The sequence below is a fragment of the Streptococcus sanguinis genome (assembly GCF_013343115.1).
In the GTDB taxonomy this organism is placed as follows: domain Bacteria; phylum Bacillota; class Bacilli; order Lactobacillales; family Streptococcaceae; genus Streptococcus; species Streptococcus sanguinis_H.
Map to the genome: position 1 here is coordinate 494,087 of NZ_CP054570.1, position 20,887 is coordinate 514,973.

Sequence of the window (20,887 nt, forward strand, 5' to 3'; positions counted from 1 at the left end):
GTAAGGTAGAGACATGGAAAACGTGTCTCTATTTTGCTATAATCAGATCAGGAATCCTAACAAGAAAGGTTGCGTGATTATGAAAAAAGTCCTTTTAGGTTGCTTGGGAACAGTACTGGTTTTGCTTGCTCTTTTAATAGGTTTTCTAGCCTACTTTGGTCCAGACTATGGAATTTTTCTTTTTCCACCAAGTCCGCAGGACTATGCTCGCTCGGTTGTAAAAAAGCTTGATTTCGGTCTTTATACGGACAAAGATTGGGAAAATGAGAAGAAGAAAGCCTTGGAGAAGCTTGAATCAGCCAAGACTTATCAAGATACCTATCCCGTCTTGGAAGAATTAACCAAAGAGGCTGGCGGGAAGCATTCTTATTTTTTAAGCCCACAGGATAATCCCGAAAATAGTCCAGAAAGCAAAAATCAGCCTGAAGTGCAGAATCGGGAGGGGATTCTCTATTTAAAAGTTCCTGCTTTTACCGGTGATGCACAAGCGGCGAAGACTTATGCCAACAAACTGTCAGCAGCTCTTAAAAAGGATGATTATCAGGCAGTTCTTGTGGATTTGAGAGATAATACCGGCGGGAATATGTATCCGATGATTGCGGGCCTGTCCTCTCTTTTGCCTGATGAAGATCTCTTCCAATTCGTTGAAAAAAATGGAAGCAAGAGCGCGGTTTCGCGATCAGATGTTCTGAAGCAGCTTGGTCTGGAACAGACTGATGAGAAAGCAAAGAAAGTGCAAATAGCCGTCCTTATCAATGGGAAGACAGGCAGCTCAGGAGAAATGACTGTTTTAGCTTTTAAGGGACTGGAAAACGTCAAAATATTTGGTCAGCCAACGGCAAGCTATACTACGGGAAATAATTATTATCAACTGTATGATGGAGCGGTTTTGCTCTTGACTACCTCGAGTATCTTAGATCGCACGGGTAAGCTTTATGAGAATGAGGCAATTCAGCCCGATATCCAAACAGACCAGCCTTTAGAAGAGGCGGAGTCTTGGTTGAAGGAACAGTTAGGAGAATAGTTCATTGAAAGCAGTCAAAGAGACTGCTTTTCTGCTATAATAAAGAGAAGAACGAGGTGACAAATGATTCGTAAAGTAAAACTAAGAGATGCCGTAGCCATTCAGCGGCTTAATGCAGAGTGCTTGGGTTATGACTTCGATAGGGAAGCGACGGAGGCTCAACTAAAGAGGTTACTAGAGAGTGACCAGCATTTGATTTTGGTAGTTGAAGAAGACGGTCAGGTCATAGGCTATGCTCATGCTGCTAGCTACGACTGTCTCTATTTCCCGTCCTTGCTCAATCTCTTGGCTTTGGCCGTCGCTCAGGATTTTCAAGGGCAGGGACATGGCAGAGCGCTGATGCAAGCTTTGCGTGAAGAGGGAAAAGCAGCAGGCTACACAGGAATTCGGATTAATTCAGGCATTTCCCGCTCCGCAGCCCATGAATTTTATCGCAGCCTCGGCTGCAGCGAAAAAGCAGACCAGAAACGATTTTATTGGGGATTTTAGAGAAACTAAGGAGACGGTCATGAAAAAAAAGAAGATAGTGTATGTATTATTGAGTATTCTCTTGTTGGGAGCTTTAGCTCTACTCTCCTTATGGATTATTAAAACAAATACTAAAAATTATATTAATAGACAAGAAACAAAATTCAAAAGCATTCAGCTTTTCGATAATAATAAGTTTGTATTGGTCGCTGTAGGGGAGAAAGATAATTATGGTCATATTTACTATGGACAAAATTATGTTTCAACCATCGCCGTCCATTCACTTGATCTAAAATCAGGTCAAGAATCTCCGCCAATTGGAAAAGATGAATTTTATAAAATCATTAGCTATGATTTAAACAGTACTGAGCTAGATAAAAAGGAAATAGATTTATATTCTTTTATTAATCCCTCTGAGGGATATCGTAATGACGAAGTGCTCTGACTACTATGGGAACGGGAAAGATTATTTTTCTAGAGAATTAAGGAGTTATCAAAATCATAGTTATAGTGAGAAAGAATTTTGGTTTGATGTAGAGAAAGAAAAACTAAGTACGGAAGATATAGAGGCGAAAATAATTTCTACGATAAAAGATGATCCATATAGAAATGAAGTGAGTTTTCTTCCAGGTGGTCTTTCTGATAGTCTAGAAAATCAGTTAGCTAGATACCATCTTCGGAGGACAGAAGTCGCTAAGAATATGAAGGATATGACTCGACTTTATTTCCGGCCTAAACAGTATAATCAGAAAGAATGGTTTGACAACCTTTTGCATTGGTTTGCACCTAAGGGACAGGATGTGATGGAGGTGTATGCGACAGATTCTGCAACAGGTGAGAAAACACAAATCAAGTCATTTGATGACTATTTAGCATGGCGAGAAGCCCACCCTGAGGAGGTGAAAAAATATGAGCAATAAAATTGAACCACTAACTCAGCAGCATGCTTTAGAAATTGCCAATGATTGGCATTATGAGGCGCCTTATGATTTTTATGATATGAAAAATGACTTGGAGGATTATGAAGAAATGATTTCCCCAATAGCGCGTGGGGACCGTTATTATCAAGTTATGCGAGAAGAGAAACTCTATGGATTTTTCTGCTTAGAGCAGAAAGGAGAGCGAACTTTGGAGCTTGGTTTGGGGATGAAGCCGGAGCATTGCGGAAAAGGTCAGGGCGGTGGATTTCTGCAGGAAATTCTGGACTTTATTATGGAAAATTTTGCGCCCCAAGTCATAAGTTTATCCGTGGCTGATTTCAATCACCGAGCCCAACAGCTTTATCTCAACATGGGCTTTGAAGTGGTGAGGCGCATCCCGCAGGAAAGCAATGGTGATATTCATCTCTTTGTGGAGATGGAAAAAAACACCTAATTTTAGACTTTGTTGCAAAGCAACAGAAAAACTTGTTGACAGTCAAGAAAAAGTCGTTCAATATACTTATGACTACTGGCGGCTAGCAGGGAATTTGTCAATGATTACCAATAAACAAAAGGAGAAAACCATGACATTTGAAGAGATTTTACCTGGCCTTAAGGCCAAGAAAAAATATGTGCGTACAGGCTGGGGTGGGGCGGAAAACTACGTCCAGCTCTTTGATACGATTGAGCAGAATGGTGTAGCTCTCGAAGTGACACCTTATTTCCTCATCAATGTTTCAGGTGAGGGGGAGGGCTTCTCCATGTGGAGTCCGACTCCTTGTGATGTCCTCGCGACAGATTGGGTGGAAGTAGATGACTAAGACGGTACTAGTTACGGGAGCTAGCTCTGGCATTGGCCGAGCTCAGGTTCTGACCTTTTTGGAAAATGGCTACCGGGTTTATGGGGTGGATAAGGATGAAAATCCTGTTTTTCTCAATGAACTTCGTTTTGTCAAGATGGATTTGACAGGGGATTTGACACCGCTCTTCACCAGCTTACCTGAGGTGGACATTCTCTGTAATACAGCAGGTATCTTGGACGATTATCATCCCCTGCACGAGACCAGTGACGAGGACTGGGAGCAGATTTTTGCGCTTAATCTGACCGCGACTATGAAAATTACTCGCTTTTACCTGCAGAAAATGCTGGAGAAAAAGTCCGGTATAATCATTAACATGTGCTCGATTGCTAGCTTTCTGGCTGGCGGCGGCGGTGCTGCCTATACAGCCTCTAAGCATGCTCTGGCTGGCCTGACCAAGCAGATAGCCTTGGATTATGCGGATAAAAATATCCAAGTGTTTGGCCTGGCGCCGGGCGCTGTCAAGACAGCTATGACTGCCGCAGATTTTGAGCCAGACGGACTGGCAGACTGGGTTGCTGAGGAAACGCCGATCAAGCGCTGGTTAGACCCTCAGGAAATAGCTAATGTTAGCCTCTTTCTAGCCAGTGGCAAGGCAGCTGCTATGCAGGGTGAGATTATCAAAATCGACGGTGGCTGGAGTTTGAAGTAAGTAAATGAATAATGAAAACAATGAAAAAGCTAAGAACCTTTTCCAAACCTGGGCCCAAAATATGGTACTTTACGGTTTGGATGCTGGCCTAGGACAGTTCTTCATGAATGCGCCTGAGACATCTTGCCTTTACCAACTAGGAAATTTCATTTTTCCGGCTGGTCAGGTGGATTGTTATTTTTGGCAAGAGTACATCACAAAATACAGCTTGGCTGACAAGGTCATTATCTCCGAGGAATCTAGCTGGCAAGAGTTTCTCGATAGTCAGACTGATCTGCAGCAGTTTACTCGTTATGCTTTTGCGGACAGGGCTTCCTTTGACACAGAGGCTTTGGAGAAATGGCAGAGCAGGCTACCAGCAAATTACTACCTTAGTCCGATTGATAAGGAGAGTTATGAGCGTTTGGCTGAGGAAGTCTGGTCTCAGGATTTGCAGGGAGACTTTTCCGATTTTGACCATTTTCAAGCGGCGGGTGGCTTTGGCTTTTTACTCTATTCCGGGAAGGAAATCATCGCTGCTGTATCAACGGGATTGGTCTATTATGGAGCCCTTGAGATTGAAATTGCTACCAAGCCGGCCTACCGAAGACAAGGCTTGGCCAAAATCTTGGGTGCCCAGATGATTCTAGAAGCCCAAAACCGCTCACTCTTTCCTCTCTGGGATGCGCATAATGAAGCTTCTAAGAAGGTTGCAGAAAGCTTGGGCTATCAGAGTCTAGGAGTTTATCCGGCCTATGAATGGAAAGGGACTTTTGACCAATGAAGAAAAACCAAAGCTATGACTTAAAAGATATCATTCAGGCTGTAAAGTCGGAAAAGCTAGATGATGATTTCTGTTTGTATGCTAAGGAAAATGGAGAACTGAATTTTCAGGACAGCTACTTGCCTTGTTGATACATTTGGCAATGACTTTGAGAGTTTGAAAAACAAATTAGCAATTCTTTCGCTACAGTCTTCAAAGACCGTTTCTGAAAAAGATTGAAAATAGGTCCAAAAAAGCTTATAATAAAAGCTATAAAACGACAGAAAGCTTCTAGGAGGATTGATTTTGAAGAAGGTTCATTTTTTTATCATTTACGGCTGTGTCTGCTTTGTACTGATTGGCGGAACCTTTCTCTATACTTACTTTAAGCCTGAAGGAATCGCAGAAGCTCTTGAATCCCGCTTTAAGCTGTCTGCTGTAGTGGATGCATCCTTGAAAAAATTCGATCATGATAGTTTCTACATGGATCGGCTGTCTGAGTCGACTTATCTAGAAGGCAACAAAAAAAGAAAAGCCAAGACGGTTAAACAGCTGACTGTCTCAGATTCACCTTATTTAGCTAAGCTTTACGAAACCTATGATGATCAAGAACTGACCCATTATTTCAGCGAAGATCGGATGTACTTGGAAGAAAAGGATGGATTTGAGACCATTGATGACACTGAGTCACGGAAACATATTGATGGCTATTCGGGCATGTCCTCTTTTAAGGCTTTGCTGCAGGTCATGGTAGATAATGAGTCAGAACTGACTAAGAAAAAAGTGGACGGGGGCTATGAGTTTTCGGTGACAGCAGAAGGTGATTTGGCCTATGACCTTATCGATGCCTTCTACTATGCTTATAATGATGAACATTATGATACGACCATCGATATTGAGAAGTGTCAGGTTGCCTTTGTGGTTGACCCTAAGACTCGGACCATCCGCTCTATTGATATGACCATGGATTTGGATGAAGATACAGCCTTAGATGGAGAATTGATTTACTTCAAGCAGCGGGCTGTTTTCAAGGACTATGGCAAAGCAAAAGTCCATCTTCCAAAGAAAATCAAAGAAAAAGAAGCAAAATCAGCTGTTTAAAGGCTGATTTTTTTGTGCAAAAATTTTTTCGTTGCAGATTTTTAAGGGAATGGCTTGATTTTAAATTTTTAAAAATTACCTTTTAGTGATATAATAAAGGTGATATCCTACAGAAAAGAGATAATTGATGACAAATTACGCGATTATTTTGGCTGCGGGTAAAGGTACTCGCATGAAGTCAGATTTACCAAAGGTACTGCACAAGGTTGCAGGAATTTCCATGCTGGAACATGTGTTCCGCAGTGTCAATGCCATTAATCCAGAAAAGACCGTGACAGTTGTTGGGCACAAGGCAGAGCTAGTCGAGCAAGTCTTGGCAGGTCAGACAGACTTTGTCCGTCAGACTGAGCAGTTGGGAACGGGTCATGCCGTTATGATGGCAGAGCCTGTTTTGGAAAATCTGACAGGTCAGACGCTGGTCATTGCTGGCGATACTCCTCTGATTACAGGAGAAAGCCTGAAAAATCTGATTGACTTCCATATCAACCACAAGAATGTTGCGACTATCCTGACAGCAGAAGCAGATAATCCTTTCGGCTATGGCCGTATCGTTCGCAATCAGCACGACGAAGTTTTGAAAATTGTTGAGCAGAAGGATGCTTCTGATTTTGAACAGCAAATCAAGGAAATCAATACGGGGACTTATGTCTTTGACAATGCTCGTCTCTTTGAAGCCCTCAAAAATATCAATACTAATAATGCTCAAGGCGAATACTATATCACAGATATGATTGGTATTTTCCGCGAAAATGGTGAAAAAGTCGGTGCTTATACGCTCAAAGACTTTGATGAAAGTCTGGGGGTTAATGACCGTGTAGCTTTGGCTACAGCTGAAAGTGTTATGCGCCGTCGGATTAACCAGCAGCATATGGTCAACGGTGTCAGCTTTGTCAATCCTCATGCGACCTATATCGATGTGGATGTAGAGATTGCGCCTGAAGTTCAGGTTGAAGCAAATGTGACCCTGAAAGGTCAGACCAAGATTGGGGCAGAGACAATCCTGACCAATGGTACTTATATTGTGGACTCTGTCATTGGAGAACGGACTGTCATTACCAACTCCATGATTGAAGAGTCTAGTGTAGCAGATGGAGTGACGGTCGGGCCTTACGCTCACATTCGTCCAGGTTCTAGTCTGGCTAAGGATGTCCATGTCGGCAACTTTGTTGAAGTTAAAGGATCGTCAATTGGAGAAAACACCAAGGCTGGTCATTTGACCTACATTGGAAACTCTGAAGTTGGTGCTAATGTCAACTTTGGTGCAGGTACGATTACGGTCAATTATGATGGTCAGAAGAAGTACAAGACTATCATTGGCGACAATGTCTTTGTTGGTTCCAACTCGACCATTATTGCCCCAGTTGAGCTGGGTGACAACTCGCTGATCGGTGCGGGTTCTACCATTACTAAGGATGTACCAGCAGATGCCATTGCTCTGGGACGTGGCCGTCAGATTAACAAGGAAGATTATGCTAAGCGTCTTCCTCATCACCCTCAAAATAAGTAGGTTCAGTCATGGAATTTGAAGAAAAAACTGTCCAACGGACGGAAATTTATCAGGGGCCGATTTTTAAAGTGGTTCAGGACCAGGTAGAGCTGCCAGAAGGCAAAGGTCAAGCCCAACGGGATTTGATTTTTCATAATGGCGCGGTGGCTGTGATTGCTATCACTCCGGAAAATAAGATGATTTTAGTCAAGCAGTACCGCAAGGCAATTGAAGCGACTTCTTACGAGATTCCAGCTGGTAAGCTTGAGGTAGGAGAGAATGCAGATCCCCAAGCGGCTGCCCTCCGAGAATTAGAAGAAGAGACCGGCTACACTGGACAGCTGGAGTTGGTCTATGATTTCTACTCTGCCATCGGTTTTTGCAATGAAAAAATCAAGCTCTACAGCGCCAGCCATTTAACAAAGGTCGAAAACCCTCGTCCCCAAGACGAGGATGAAACATTGGAACTTTTTGAAGTCAGTCTGGAGGAGGCACATCAGTTGCTGCAAAACGGTGACATCTGCGATGCCAAGACCATCATGGCACTTCAGTACTGGGAACAAAAAAATCTGAATAAATAGGAACGTAGATCAATGGGAAAAGCTTTATTAACAGATGAAATCATTGAGCGGGCTAACCGCGGTGAGGATATTTCGGGGCCGCCTCTCATGGATGATGAAGAAACTAAGATTCTTTCAACTGGCAGAAGCTCCTTTAACTCGCAGCAGTCTAGCCGACAGGATACTCAGTTTGGCTATCAAAGCCCTCAAAACCGCTTTGGTTATGAAGAAGCTCGGTCTCAGCAGAATCAGAGTCGTTTTGGCTATCAGACAGCTCAAAACCAAGAGGAGTTTACAGATGAGACTCTGCACATTGAGGTAGATCCGACCGTGACTAAGAGCCGTCGGATTGAAAACCAGAAGCGGAGCCTCTTTCAAGCCAAACTCAATAAGATTCTCCTTTGGGTAGTTATCCTGCTGATTGGTTTGATTGCTGCTATTATTTGGTGGCCTTAAAAACCTGCTCTATTGCACTTAAAAGGAAGCCTAGTCTGTCTAAGCTTCTTTTTCATCAGATGATTTGAGGTATTATATGAAAATTGGAATTATCGCTGCCATGCCCGAAGAGTTGAAGATACTGCTGGAGCATTTAGAAAACCCGCAGAAGCACCTACGTTTGGGCCATGTCTATCATACGGGCTCCATCGGCTACCATGAAGTGGTGTTGGTCGAAAGCGGGATTGGCAAGGTTATGTCCGCTATGAGTGTGGCTGTTCTGGTCAATGATTTCAAGGTTACAGCTGTGATTAATACAGGCTCAGCTGGAGCAGTGGCAGAAGGTTTGGCTATCGGCGATGTGGTGGTCGCAGATCGTCTGGTCTACCATGATGTGGATGTGACGGCCTTTGGCTATGACTACGGTCAGATGGCACGACAGCCACTCTATTTTGAAGCGAGTCGCTATCTGGTTGCTGAAATGAAGAAAATTTTAGACAAGACTCATCAGAAGGCTAGAGTAGGTTTGATTGCGACAGGTGACAGCTTTGTTGCTGGTCAAGACAAGATTGACCGTATCAAGGAGCATTTCCCAGATGTCTTGGCTGTTGAGATGGAAGGGGCAGCTATTGCTCAAGCCACATATTCGATTGGCCTGCCTTTTATGGTTATTCGGGCAATGAGCGACACAGCTAGTCATGATGCCAATGTCACTTTTGATGAATTTATTCTTGAAGCTGGTAAACGTTCGGCAGAAACCCTGATTCAATTTCTGAAAGAGTTGGTTTAAAGGGGAGGATAATATGTACAAAGAGTCTTATTTTGATGGTGGTCTCTTTTCTTACATCGGTCATGTGATTTTAGCTACCTTGATTACAGTATTTACACTGGGGATTTGTGCACCTTGGGGCATGTGCATTCTATATAATTGGAAGATAAAACATACAGTTATTGACGGGCACCGCCTTTACTTTGACGGTACCGCTATGCAGCTTTTTGGGAATTGGATCAAGTGGTGGCTTCTGACCATTGTTACCTTTGGTATTTATGGCTTTTGGCTGAAAATCAAACTGACCCAGTGGATTACCAAGCATACGCATCATGTGAATTGAAAACAAGCAAGCGAGACTTAAGTGGCTCGCTTTTCCTTTTCTTCTGTCTTGCCAAAAAATCCCTTTTGATGGTATAATCAAGGAACTGCAATCAATGATAGAGGAGAAAAAATGAGTATCTTAGAAGTAAAAAATCTCAGCCACGGTTTCGGAGACCGGGCTATTTTTGAGGATGTATCTTTCCGCCTGCTTAAGGGTGAGCATATCGGCTTGGTCGGTGCCAATGGTGAGGGAAAGTCAACCTTTATGAGCATTGTGACGGGTAAAATGCTGCCAGACGAAGGTAAGGTCGAGTGGTCCAAATATGTGACGGCTGGCTATCTGGATCAGCATGCTGTTTTGGAGCAAGGCCAGTCTGTCCGCGATGTTTTGCGCACGGCCTTTGACGAGCTTTTCAAGACAGAGGCTCGTATCAATGAAATCTATATGAGCATGGCTGAGGAAGGGGCCGATGTTGATGCCCTGATGGAAGAAGTGGGCGAACTGCAGGACCGCTTGGAGAGCCGAGATTTCTATACCCTAGATGCTAAGATTGACGAGGTTGCACGGGCTCTGGGCGTCATGGACTACGGTATGGAGAGCGATGTGACGGAGCTATCTGGTGGGCAACGGACCAAGGTTCTCTTGGCTAAGTTGCTTCTGGAAAAACCGGATATCTTGCTCTTGGACGAGCCAACCAACTATCTAGATGCTGAGCACATTGACTGGCTCAAGCGCTACCTACAGAACTATGAAAATGCCTTTGTTCTGATCTCGCATGATATTCCTTTCCTGAATGACGTCATCAATATCGTCTACCATGTAGAAAATCAGCACTTGACCCGATATTCTGGGGATTATTATCAATTCTTAGAAGTCTATGAGATGAAAAAATCTCAGCTGGAAGCAGCCTATGAACGCCAGCAGAAAGAAATTGCTGACCTCAAGGATTTTGTAGCTCGCAACAAAGCCCGCGTGGCGACCCGTAATATGGCTATGTCCCGCCAGAAAAAGCTGGATAAGATGGATATTATTGAGCTGCAGAGTGAGAAGCCTAAGCCTTCCTTTGATTTCAAGCCTGCCCGCACACCTGGCCGCTTTATCTTCCAAGCCAAGGATTTGCAGATTGGTTACGACCGACCGCTGACCCAGCCCCTTAACCTGACCTTTGAGCGCAATCAGAAGGTAGCAATCATCGGAGCGAATGGGATTGGAAAAACAACCCTGCTCAAGAGTTTGTTGGGGATTATCCCGCCTATTTCAGGTCAGGTCGAGCGTGGGGACTATCTGGAGCTGGGTTATTTCGAGCAGGAAGTCGAAGGTGGCAATCGTCAGACACCGCTGGAAGCAGTCTGGAACGCCTTTCCGGCACTTAATCAGGCAGAAGTCCGAGCGGCTCTAGCTAGATGTGGCTTGACTTCTAAGCACATCGAGAGCCAGATTCAGGTTCTTTCAGGTGGGGAGCAAGCTAAGGTCCGCCTTTGCCTCCTCATGAATCGAGAAAATAATGTTCTGGTGCTGGACGAGCCGACCAATCACCTGGATGTCGATGCCAAGGAAGAGCTCAAACGAGCTCTGAAAGAATACAAGGGCAGCATCCTCATGGTCTGTCACGAGCCTGATTTCTATGAAGGCTGGATGGACCAGATCTGGGATTTTAACCAGTTGACTTAAGAGCATTGATTTTAATCAAATTGAAAGTTGACAATCAAGAGAAATTTCAAGTCTAAAAGGTGCTCAATTTTATTTAGACACCTTGACAAATATGTAAAGAACTGCTAGTATATCCATAAGCAGTTCTTTTTTGAAGACTAAATGGAAATTATTATGAAATACCTTATGAAAAAATATGTTAAGTCATTTCTTTTTGGGTTGACTTTTATTTTTGTGCTCTTTTCTTCAGCAGTCTATGCTGTTACGGAGCTTACTGAAAGCACGAATCTATCAACGCTTGATATTTATCAGTTTACCTTGACTCAGGATAATATGGAGGTCCTAAGTCAAGGCGCCTCGGTCGAAAGGGATTTTATCCCAGCTAATGGAAATTGGAAAGAAAGTACGATCTTCTCGCTAAGAGTAGATAAAAACCAAACTCAGCAAACCTTTAATAGCCCCATTCAATTGCGGTTTAATAATGCAGGTATAGTTAATGGCAAGGTTGTTGATGTTTATGTGACCTTCCACAGCATAGAGACTCATCTAGTTCAGAGAAATGCAGATTATCAGGATCCAAATAAGACGCTTGTCCCCTTTCTTACAGTGGATGAAAACTGGGGAAGCAAATCCATCCAGATCATGGACTTTATTTGGGCACCACATCCAACTCTGACTCATGATATGTATGGAAGCTTTGCTCTGGATACGGATGTCACTGCAGAATTGAGATACCAGGACGGAACGCCAACAGATTTAAAAATGGTCATGTTGCCGTCTGATATTGATGTAGTCTACAATGCACTCGGTCGAGAAGAAAACTTTTCAATCTATAATAAAGATACAGCACTAAATAAAATCGTAAAAAACACTTCCTATGCCCTTAATGAAACTCTAGCGGGCAATAAAACGACATGGCATCCTACAAGGAGTACGCAGGGAGGCAGTGACGAACACAATGTTTCAGGATTTGCGGTTCGATCTGAAACCAATGCCATTCGATTTGAATTTACAACAACGGCAGGTAGCGGTGGTTTGTTTGGCTTTTATACAGAGACGCCAAAGGCACCAGTGAAGCAGGCTTCAAAGGATAAGCTTCCTGCCCTTGCCGGAGAATCACTAAATTATACGGCCAAATTTACTATGCCGACCCCGGGTAAGGATGTCATTGGCTCTCTATCTTCAATGCAGATGATTGAGACTTTGGACGATCGTTTGGATTTTCAGAGCTTAACCCTTCAATTGGACGGTTGGACACTAGCCCAAGGTTCTGACTATACACTAGCCAGAGATGGGCAAAAGGTAACGGTGGCAATCAATGCCAAGCACCTGACCAGTAGCAATGCTGGAAAAGAATTTACTATCATATACAAAACAAAAACAAACGATAACATTTTACAAAATAGGGCACCTATTGAAAATAAGGTCACACAAGAAATTGATAATATCCCTGTTTCATCAGAAATCGTTACAACTAATGTGCTCTACAAGAAAAGTTACCAATTCGAAAGTGGAACGCAGGATAAGTCTCTTCCTCAAGAAGTTTTAAATGTTCTACCACAAGATCAACATGACCTAGAAAATGGTTCGACAGTCACACCTGATTCCCCAAAAGGGAATAAAAGACTTGTCAGTACTTCAGAAGGAAATTGGGTTTTCCAAAACTATGATAAAGAATCTGACACAATTCAAAATCAGGATGTACTTTTCACCGGAATATGGAATTTTCAAGAATACGAAAAGCCAAGAAAAGAAGTCTTCAATAAAAATAATGAAAATATTGATAACCAAGAAGTCAAGGCCAATGATGTTCTAACTTATAAAATCACCTACAAGAATACCAGTGATAGAGAGTTGGATGTCACTATTACAGATGAACTCCCTAAACACACGGACTTTGTTAATGGTTCAACTGTATATGATGATTTTGCTCATAACAGATTGACATGGCGAAGAAGGATGGCACCAGAGGAGACAGTAGAAGTGTCCTTTAAAGTCCGAGTGAATCAGGATGTAGATGGGCACATTCTTCAAAGCTCAGCTCAAGTATCGACAGATCTGTTTACATTAGAAACAAATAGGACGAGCAATCCGACAGCTATAAAAAAATATGTCCTTCCAGAAACAGGTGGGAATGGAACCATCTTATACCTCTGGGGTGGCTCTGTCATCACATTGGGCTCAGCTCTTTGGCTGATTGTCCGAAATAAACTATATAGGAAATTTCAATAAAGAAAAAGATAGGAAATCACGAAAGCTTTGAAGAGGAATGGGATACCTCGAAGATCAAGCTTGAGTGAAGAAAAAATTAGGAGATTATAATGAAAAAGATAAAACAGCTGGTCATGGCGATCTTAGTCTTTGTCTGGACTTTTTCCGGCCTTCCGGTCGTATCAGCAGACACGACCTATACCATTCAGCTGACTGGGACATCAACGGGCCATACTTACGAAGCTCACCCGATTTTTCTGGGAGACCTCGATCCAGCCACCAATACTCTTACCAATATTAGATGGGCTCCGGGAATTTGGGATTCAGGTAAAAGAAGATTTGGAGACGCGGCTGATAAAGCAGCCTCTTTAAGTGCTAAAGGGGATGATTCGCAAGAAGCAAGAGAATTTGCTCAGGAAATTTCAAAATACTTATCCGGCGGTGGACGAAAAACAGTATCAGGCCAAAATGGGACAACGACTATTTCTGGCTTGGCTCCAGGCTACTATTTGATTAAGGAAGTAAATAATACCTTATACAAAAAAAATGAGACATACACTCGTTTTATGCTGCAGGTGGCAAGAGATACGACAGTAGCAATCAAGTCTGATGTTCCTAGTCTTACTAAGGTCACCAAGTCAAGTACGACGGGAGAGGAAACGACTATAACGGATTATTCCATCGGTGACATGGTTCCATTCCAACTGACAGCAACACTTCCAAGGAACTTGGATGATTATTCTGAGTATGAGCTATCTTTTAATGATAGTTTAATGCCTGGTTTGACTTATAATAATGATGTACAAGTTTATCTAAAACGCGGTGATGAAGAAAGCTTAATAACTGACCATTTTAATATTTCTGTAGAATCGTCTCGTAATTTAACCATAGCAACTAGTGATTTGAGGCAGGTGCCAAATGTAGATGCTTCTAGTAAGATTGTGGTTCGCTACACTGCTCAACTGAATCAATACGCAACAACACATGCCAGTGCTAATACTAACATGAACGTGGCTAGTCTAAGCTTTTCTAATAACCCCAATACGGCTTTGGCAAAATCAATCGGGACAACGCCCCAAAGCAAAGTTCAGATTCATACCTACCAACTTAATGTCTATAAGGTGGATGAAAGGGGAGGAGCTCTTCCAGGAGCAGAGTTTACTCTTTATAAAAAAGTAAACGATCAGTATGTAAAGGTTGGATCTACACAAGAATACAAAAGAAGTAATTTCTCGGGATTTAAAGGACTGGGATCAGGAGATTATAAACTAGTAGAAACAATCACTCCAAAAGGCTACAACACCATGAAGGATATTGAGTTTAGCCTACGAGCAACCTACGATCCGACATTGCCAATTACTCGAACCGCTATTCAAGCAACTTCAGACAGAGCAACTTTTACTTATGAATTGACAAATGGAATTTTTACTACGAAAATTGTCAATAAAAAAGGAGCTCTTCTGCCAAACACTGGTGGAATCGGAACGACTATCCTTTACCTGAGTGGTACAGGGCTTGTGCTAGGTGCAGGAATCCTATGGATGTTAAAGAAAAGAGTGAATAAAAAATAGGATAAAATCAGAAGAACTGAACGGGAAATCAGTCTCTTCCTTAAAAGGAGATTATAATGAAAAAATTAAAACAACTATTGATGACCATCCTGGTCTTTTTCCTGACCTTTGCCGGTCTGCCGGCCGCATCAGCTGATACAACGACCTACACTGTCCAACTGACTGGAACTTCTTCAGGACATGTCTATGAACTATACCACATTTTTTCTGGTGATTTAGATGCTAATAATGTCCTGACTAATATCGAGTGGGGGGCAGGAGTTGCAATTGGAGATAGAGCAAAATTTGGAGATGCATCTGAAAAAGCAGCTTCCTTAAGTGGTAAGCAGAATGACTCCTCTGAAGTTAAAGCGTTTGCTCAAGAATTGTCGAATAGTCTATCTGCTGCTGGGCGAACAAGAGTTCGATCTGAGCAAGGAACGACAACCATTTCTGGACTAAAGCCAGGTTACTACTTGATTAAAGATAGTAATGGATCTTTAGATAATGTAAAAGGTCAAGCCTATACTAGCATTATGCTACAAGTTGCTAAGGATACAACAATAGCTATAAAATCAGATGTTCCTACTCTTACAAAACAAGTAAAAGCTAGCAACTCTGAAAACTACATATCAGCAACTGACTATGCAATTTGGGATACCGTTCCTTTCCAAATTACTGTGACTCTTCCAAGTAACTACGGAGACTTTTCCAAGTATCACTTTTCTGTCAAAGACAGTATGACTTCGGGAATGATCAATAATGGTGATATTCAAGTTTATCTACAACAAGGTGGTTCAGAAGTAGCAATTACAGACTCCTTTTCCATCACTACGAACAATGGATTGACGGTCAGCATTGCGGATCTAAAAACTCTGCCAAACGTAAATGAAAATAGTAAAATCGTGATTCGTTACACCGCCAGGTTGAAAGATAGTGCTACCTTAGGAACGACCGGAAATTCAAATACGGCTAGTCTAACATATTCAAACAATCCAAATAATAATGCCAGTACAACTGCCCAAACTCTCGATAGTAGGGCAACAGTCTATACTTATCGCTTAAGATTGACCAAGGTTAACGAAAGACAAGAGCGTGTAGCTGGTGCAGGCTTTACTCTTTACAAAAAGATTAATAACCAATATAGCGAAGTGAGAAAGATTGAAGCGAGCTCAAGTAGTACCTTTGATTTTTATGGTATTAACGCAGGTGACTATAAGCTAGTCGAAAGCACGACACCAGCTGGTTATAATACTATGAAAGATATTGAATTTACCATTACATCAACTATTGATTCGACTGGAGCTTTAACAGATATGACATCTACATCCGCAACAGCAACCTTTGAAACAGATGTAAATAGAGGATACATTAATCTGAAAGTGGTCAATAAGCAAGGAGCCCTTCTGCCAAACACAGGTGGAATCGGAACAACCATTCTCTACCTAGTCGGCACAAGTCTTGTGCTTGGAGCAGGCGTGCTCTTTGTAGTCAAAAAACGTGTTTCAACAAAATAAAAGGAGAACTAGAGGAAGTGATGAACGTTTAATTCATCTCCCTCCTCAAAGGAGATTAAAATGAAAAAATTAAAACAACTATTGATGACCGTCTTGGTCTTTATCCTGACTTTTGCAGGGCTACCGGTCGTATCGGCTGATACAACGACCTACACCATCCAACTGACCGGAACGACAACTGGTCACACTTATGAAGTCTATCATATTTTTTCAGGGACTTTAGATGCTAGCAACACCTTGACCAATATCGAGTGGGGACCTGGGGTTACTGGAGCAGGTAGAATTCATTTTGGAGATGCATCTGAAAAAGCAGCTTCTTTAAACGGTAAGCAAAACGACTCTGCGGAGGCTAAAGCCTTTGCCCAAGAATTGAATCAATATTTATCAGGTTCAGGTGTAACAACCGTTAAATCCCAGCAAGGTACGACAACCATTTCAGGACTAAAACCTGGTTACTATCTTATTAAGGATAGTCGGGGATCATTGGATAATAGAAGTGGTCAAGCCTATACTAGATTTATGCTGCAAGTGGCCAAGGATACAACTGTAGCCGTGAAAGCAGATGTTCCAACTCTTACAAAACAAGTTCAAGCTAATGGCTCTCAAAATTATACTGCAGCGACGGAATATAGAATCGGACAAAACATTCCTTTCCAAATTACCGCAACTCTTCCAAGCAACTATGCTGAATTTCCGCAATATGTATTTACAATCAAGGATAAGATTCCTGCTGGAATGACCTATAATAATGATGCTCGAGTTTATCTAAAAGAAGGTGGAACTGAAAAAGACATTTCAACATTTTTCCCAATTTCCTATACAGGCAATGTCATTACGATAACTGCTGGTGATCTTAAAGGCAATCAAGAAGTTACAGCATCTAGTAAGATTGTCGTTCGCTACACTGCAAGTTTAAACAATTATCCTATAATGGGTGGGGTAGGAAATCCTAATATAGCTAGCCTGACCTATTCAAATGATCCAAATGGAAATAATTCTTCAACTACTGAAACTCCTGAAACCAAGGCAAATGTCTATACCTACCAGCTGACAGTGAATAAGGTCAAAGAAAACCAAGCAGCTCTTGCTGGTGCAGGATTTACTCTTTATAAGAAGATCAATAACCAATACACTGAGATTAAAAAGTTTGAAGCTGGATCAAACAGCAGATTTGATTTTATGGGGCTGGATTCGGGTGACTACAAGCTTGTGGAAAGTACAGTTCCAGTGGGCTACAATGCTATGAAAGATGTCGAGTTTACCATTTCAGGTACAATCGACTCCACAGGAGCTTTGACAAATCTGACAGCAACTTCAGCGACCGCGACATTTGATTCTAATGTCAATACTGGTGTAATCACCCTGAAAGTGGTCAATAAGCGAGGTGCTCTTCTGCCAAACACAGGTGGAATTGGAACAACCATTCTTTACCTAATCGGAACAAGCCTAGTTCTTGGTGCTGGAGTTCTATTTATTATCAAGAAACGCGCTGACTCTAGGTAATCTTAGGGAGAAAGGAAGAGGTAGATGAAGTATACTATCTCTTTTCCTTTCTTATGCGACTGAATAAATATTATGAAAAAACATCTTATTAATTTTTTGCTAATTTTATTTTTAGTTAGTGGGATAGGATTGTTACTCTACCCTACTGTAAGTGAACTTTGGAACTCTTATCATCAGTCGCAAGCTATTTCAAATTATGAAAATAAAGTAGAAAAGCTAGACACGAGTAAAGCAGATGAGATGAGAGAGGCTGCAAAGTTCTATAACCAAACCCTCGAAAAAGGAGTTGTTCCTAACTATCGTCTTTCAGAGGAAGAAAAAAACAACTACAATAGCCTATTAGATGTTACAGGGACTGGCATTATGGCTTATGTGGAAATTCCCACGCTAGGAACCAACCTTCCCATTTACCATGGGACGGATGATGCTATTTTGCAAGTAGCAATTGGACATATTCCAGGAAGTTCACTGCCAGTTGGCGGTCAAGGGACTCACTCAGTCATATCAGGCCACCGAGGTTTGCCTTCAGCCAAACTGTTTACAGATATTGACAAATTAAAAAATGGAGATCGGTTTATGATCCATGTCTTGGGAAAGACTATCACTTATCAAGTGGATCAGACCTTGACGGTTGAGCCTGAAGATATTTCTTCTTTGGCCATTGACCCAGAGCAGGATTATTGCACATTGGTTACCTGTACCCCTTATGGGATAAATAGTCACCGCTTGTTGGTTAGAGGTCACCGAGTTCCAAATGAGAAGTACATTTCTAAATCAAGTAAGAAGAAGACGGATGTGATTCCTTGGATTTGTATAGCCATTATTCTTCTAGTGCTGATCTTTATTTTGCTTCTCCTTTACGTCAGAAGAAAGAAGAAAAGAGCTGAGCTACGTCGTAAAACAGGTTTGAGATCAGCTGTTTATCGCAAACAGTGCAAAAAGGGGCGTCATGCTAAATGATTTATGGAAATAGGAACAGTTATGTGAGAATTAATGAAGAAGACAATTCCTTTTTTATCTAGGTAACAGTGTTTTATTCTTAAAAATCCTCACACGATAAGATAACTAGTCTTCATAGTTTACTCTTACAAAAAACGACTGAGACAAATCTTGTCTCAGTCGCTTTTTATTAATAATTCAAAAACTGCTCGATTTCCTGCTTTTCAATCTGTTTGCCGTGCTGGCAGACTGGGCAGGTGAGGTAATGTTTTCTACCGTAAGGAAAGGTAGGAATCCAATAGAGTGTAAACTTTCGGCCGGTTTCAATAATGTCCCAAGGTGCGATGTTATGGCAGTTGGCACACTCGATATTGCTTTGGGTCTGTCCTAAGTTTTTCTGATATCCTCTATATCCCCAGATAATCATATTGATTTCCCTCCTTTATTGGTTGGGCGGTCAGCTTATTTGCTGAAGTCATAGTCCTTGATAATCTCGATTTTTTCAATCTTGATATCTTTTTTAGGCTTGTCATTATCGTCTGTTTCTGCGGCAGCGATTTTGTCCACCACATCCATCCCTTCCAGCACTTGGCCAAATACGGTATAAGCTCCGCCATCTAAAGTAGGATTTCCACCGTTTTTATAGGCTTCGATGATTTTAGCTGGGAAAGAATCTGTAGACATTTGGCTAGTCAAATCTTTCTTGCTTTGGTTGATGAAGAACTGACTGCCATTGGTGTCAGGGCCTGCATTGGCCATGGATAGAGCGCCACGAATATTATAAAGATATGGAGAATACTCATTTTTAAAGCCGTTTCCAGAGTCTTTAGACTTGTCTTTTCCCTTCCAGATAGACTCGCCTCCAGTGCCGTTGCCTTTAGGATCTCCGGTCTGAATCATAAATTCATTGATAACGCGGTGGAACAAAACGCCGTCATAGTAGCCTTCCTTAGCATGGGTCAGGAAGTTTTCAACGGCTAGTGGGGCTTGTTTTGGAAAGAGCTTGATACGGATATCGCCTTCAGTCGTTATCAACTTGACTTCCGCTTCATCTTCAGCAACTTCTGTAGATAGCTGCGGAAAATTGGCATTTTCGTTGGTCATGGCATCCTTGAATTGCTCACGGAGTTTGCTGGTTTCCTCTGGGTCAGAGCTAGAGCTCACTAGCGAAGAACTGCTGGATGAGTTGGAGGAGCTAGTAGTCTCCTCTTTCTTACCTTTACCAGAGCAGCCAGCCAAGACAAGTCCTGATAAGAGGCTAATAAGAAGAATTTTTTTCATATAAGACCTTTCTCGCATTAGATTGTAAACTACTGATATTTTACTACAATTAAGCTAGTTTTTCAAACCCTCCTGTGTCAGACAATCCTGGAGCAGGTTTTTAAGTCCTGCTGGCCGTAAGTTCAGGTCGCAAATTGCTTCTATGTCTAACCATTCAGGTTGATAGATATTCTGGGCATGACTGCGAAGGGCTTCCACGCCCTGAATCATTGGGACTGATGTATGGCTGATAGTTGCGTGAAAATAGATTTCTAATAGTTGGCCGTTTCTGAAAGAAAAGGCTGGCTGCAGTTGCTTTTCAGACAAGCTCCAACCCAGTTCTTCCTGAATTTCTCTCTGAGCTGCTTGGACTGCAGTCTCACCTGATTCGGCTCCGCCGCCCGGTATCACAAAATACTCTTCTCCATTTTTCCAGCGGTGGATGAGCAGTATTTGCTTGGTTTGGGGATTGAAAAGAATGACTCCGGCTCGCATCATCTTCCTCCTGATATGTTTTTACTGTTAATTAATTAGAATTTCCTTTTATTTTAACACAAGAAGAAGAGTTTTGCTGAGACTTGCTAAAAGTATGGTAGAGTGAACAAATTCATCTTGATGTAATTAAATTTTATCTAAAGAGAGTGCTTAATAGCAGGAGAACTTGTGCATTGAGAGATGTTATGGTAAAATAAACAGTGTAAAAATAATAAGGAGTGTTTTCCATGGAGAAAAGACTGACAAGAGATGTCAAAAACAAGAAAATCGCTGGTGTATGTGCTGGTATCGCAAACTACTTTGATTTAGATCCAACCTTGGTTCGTGTTATTTGGATTCTTTTGGTCTGTGTGGCAGGTACAGGTGTCTTGGCTTACTTGATTGCCTGGGCGGTTATGCCAGAGGCTTAATAAGAATTTT

Annotated in this window: 23 protein-coding genes and 1 pseudogene; 21 read left to right on the forward strand and 3 right to left on the reverse strand. The window is 42.0% G+C overall.

The genetic code is table 11. The features are described 5' to 3' along the window. The first annotated feature begins 13 nt into the window (after positions 1-13). The 20 genes and pseudogenes from FOC72_RS02450 to FOC72_RS02540 all read left to right on the forward strand — a co-directional run bounded on the left by FOC72_RS02450 (position 14) and on the right by FOC72_RS02540 (position 18,733). On the forward strand, positions 14-1,024 hold the full coding sequence (locus FOC72_RS02450; protein WP_002894804.1) for a S41 family peptidase: 1,011 nt from the start codon (positions 14-16) through the stop codon (positions 1,022-1,024). 63 nt (positions 1,025-1,087) lie between these two features. Then, positions 1,088-1,513, forward strand: a complete 426-nt coding sequence (locus FOC72_RS02455) for a GNAT family N-acetyltransferase (protein WP_002894805.1) — start codon at positions 1,088-1,090, stop codon at positions 1,511-1,513. A 19-nt stretch (positions 1,514-1,532) separates the two neighbouring features. Continuing rightward, a pseudogene (locus tag FOC72_RS02460) lies at positions 1,533-2,412 on the forward strand (hypothetical protein). Then, positions 2,402-2,866: a GNAT family N-acetyltransferase gene (locus FOC72_RS02465; RefSeq protein WP_002894810.1), complete on the forward strand. Its 465-nt coding sequence runs from the start codon at positions 2,402-2,404 to the stop codon at positions 2,864-2,866. The pseudogene FOC72_RS02460 and the gene FOC72_RS02465 overlap by 11 nt, the downstream one beginning before the upstream one ends. A gap of 130 nt (positions 2,867-2,996) precedes the next feature. Further along, positions 2,997-3,233 (forward strand): DUF2829 domain-containing protein, encoded by a 237-nt coding sequence (locus FOC72_RS02470; RefSeq protein WP_002899859.1) that lies wholly within the window; start codon positions 2,997-2,999, stop codon positions 3,231-3,233. Beyond that, entirely contained in the window at positions 3,226-3,924 is a 699-nt protein-coding gene (locus tag FOC72_RS02475) for a 3-oxoacyl-ACP reductase (protein WP_002894814.1), read from the forward strand. Before FOC72_RS02470 ends, FOC72_RS02475 begins: the two co-directional genes overlap by 8 nt. Before the next feature lie 4 nt (positions 3,925-3,928). Beyond that, the gene (locus FOC72_RS02480; protein ID WP_002894816.1) at positions 3,929-4,687 is read left to right on the forward strand and encodes a GNAT family N-acetyltransferase; all 759 of its coding nucleotides are present in this window, start codon (positions 3,929-3,931) and stop codon (positions 4,685-4,687) included. Further along, positions 4,684-4,818, forward strand: coding sequence for a hypothetical protein (locus tag FOC72_RS11645; RefSeq protein ID WP_002894817.1), 135 nt, complete (start codon positions 4,684-4,686; stop codon positions 4,816-4,818). The genes FOC72_RS02480 and FOC72_RS11645 overlap by 4 nt, the downstream gene beginning before the upstream one ends. Before the next feature lie 154 nt (positions 4,819-4,972). After that, positions 4,973-5,767, forward strand: coding sequence for a hypothetical protein (locus FOC72_RS02485; RefSeq protein ID WP_002894819.1), 795 nt, complete (start codon positions 4,973-4,975; stop codon positions 5,765-5,767). Positions 5,768-5,894: 127 nt separating this feature from the next. Next, the gene (gene glmU / locus FOC72_RS02490) at positions 5,895-7,274 is read left to right on the forward strand and encodes a bifunctional UDP-N-acetylglucosamine diphosphorylase/glucosamine-1-phosphate N-acetyltransferase GlmU (RefSeq protein WP_002894821.1); all 1,380 of its coding nucleotides are present in this window, start codon (positions 5,895-5,897) and stop codon (positions 7,272-7,274) included. Positions 7,275-7,282: 8 nt separating this feature from the next. Further along, complete coding sequence (locus FOC72_RS02495) at positions 7,283-7,834, forward strand: NUDIX hydrolase (RefSeq protein WP_002894822.1); 552 nt, start codon at positions 7,283-7,285, stop codon at positions 7,832-7,834. 12 nt (positions 7,835-7,846) lie between these two features. Then, positions 7,847-8,269 (forward strand): cell wall synthase accessory phosphoprotein MacP, encoded by a 423-nt coding sequence (macP, locus tag FOC72_RS02500; protein WP_002894824.1) that lies wholly within the window; start codon positions 7,847-7,849, stop codon positions 8,267-8,269. A 76-nt stretch (positions 8,270-8,345) separates the two neighbouring features. Further along, positions 8,346-9,038, forward strand: coding sequence for a 5'-methylthioadenosine/adenosylhomocysteine nucleosidase (locus FOC72_RS02505; RefSeq protein ID WP_002894825.1), 693 nt, complete (start codon positions 8,346-8,348; stop codon positions 9,036-9,038). Positions 9,039-9,051: 13 nt separating this feature from the next. Continuing rightward, entirely contained in the window at positions 9,052-9,360 is a 309-nt protein-coding gene (locus FOC72_RS02510) for a DUF898 family protein (protein ID WP_002894826.1), read from the forward strand. Positions 9,361-9,471: 111 nt separating this feature from the next. Then, complete coding sequence (locus tag FOC72_RS02515) at positions 9,472-11,013, forward strand: ABC-F family ATP-binding cassette domain-containing protein (protein ID WP_002894827.1); 1,542 nt, start codon at positions 9,472-9,474, stop codon at positions 11,011-11,013. Positions 11,014-11,154: 141 nt separating this feature from the next. Then, positions 11,155-13,224 carry an Sgo0707 family adhesin gene (locus FOC72_RS02520; RefSeq protein ID WP_002894828.1) on the forward strand — a complete coding sequence of 690 codons (2,070 nt, stop codon included), beginning with the start codon at positions 11,155-11,157 and terminating at the stop codon, positions 13,222-13,224. Between the two features lie 89 nt (positions 13,225-13,313). After that, positions 13,314-14,774, forward strand: coding sequence for an isopeptide-forming domain-containing fimbrial protein (locus FOC72_RS02525; RefSeq protein ID WP_002894829.1), 1,461 nt, complete (start codon positions 13,314-13,316; stop codon positions 14,772-14,774). Positions 14,775-14,830: 56 nt separating this feature from the next. Next, the gene (locus FOC72_RS02530) at positions 14,831-16,270 is read left to right on the forward strand and encodes an isopeptide-forming domain-containing fimbrial protein (RefSeq protein WP_002894830.1); all 1,440 of its coding nucleotides are present in this window, start codon (positions 14,831-14,833) and stop codon (positions 16,268-16,270) included. 60 nt (positions 16,271-16,330) lie between these two features. Beyond that, positions 16,331-17,773, forward strand: a complete 1,443-nt coding sequence (locus FOC72_RS02535; protein WP_002894832.1) for an isopeptide-forming domain-containing fimbrial protein — start codon at positions 16,331-16,333, stop codon at positions 17,771-17,773. A gap of 72 nt (positions 17,774-17,845) precedes the next feature. Further along, positions 17,846-18,733: a class C sortase gene (locus tag FOC72_RS02540; protein ID WP_002894834.1), complete on the forward strand. Its 888-nt coding sequence runs from the start codon at positions 17,846-17,848 to the stop codon at positions 18,731-18,733. 169 nt (positions 18,734-18,902) lie between these two features. On the opposite strand, the gene FOC72_RS02545 is transcribed toward FOC72_RS02540, so the two are convergent. From FOC72_RS02545 to FOC72_RS02555, 3 genes are read right to left on the reverse strand one after another with little or no spacing between them, the layout of a single operon-like run. Next, positions 18,903-19,139 carry a zinc-ribbon domain-containing protein gene (locus tag FOC72_RS02545; RefSeq protein ID WP_002894836.1) on the reverse strand — a complete coding sequence of 79 codons (237 nt, stop codon included), beginning with the start codon at positions 19,137-19,139 and terminating at the stop codon, positions 18,903-18,905. Between the two features lie 35 nt (positions 19,140-19,174). Continuing rightward, complete coding sequence (locus tag FOC72_RS02550) at positions 19,175-19,993, reverse strand: peptidylprolyl isomerase (protein ID WP_002894840.1); 819 nt, start codon at positions 19,991-19,993, stop codon at positions 19,175-19,177. Positions 19,994-20,047: 54 nt separating this feature from the next. Beyond that, on the reverse strand, positions 20,048-20,467 hold the full coding sequence (locus FOC72_RS02555) for an NUDIX hydrolase (protein ID WP_032914088.1): 420 nt from the start codon (positions 20,465-20,467) through the stop codon (positions 20,048-20,050). Between the two features lie 227 nt (positions 20,468-20,694). Between FOC72_RS02555 and FOC72_RS02560 the strand changes: the two genes are divergently transcribed. Continuing rightward, positions 20,695-20,877, forward strand: a complete 183-nt coding sequence (locus tag FOC72_RS02560) for a PspC domain-containing protein (protein ID WP_002894843.1) — start codon at positions 20,695-20,697, stop codon at positions 20,875-20,877. The last annotated feature ends 10 nt before the right edge of the window (positions 20,878-20,887 follow it).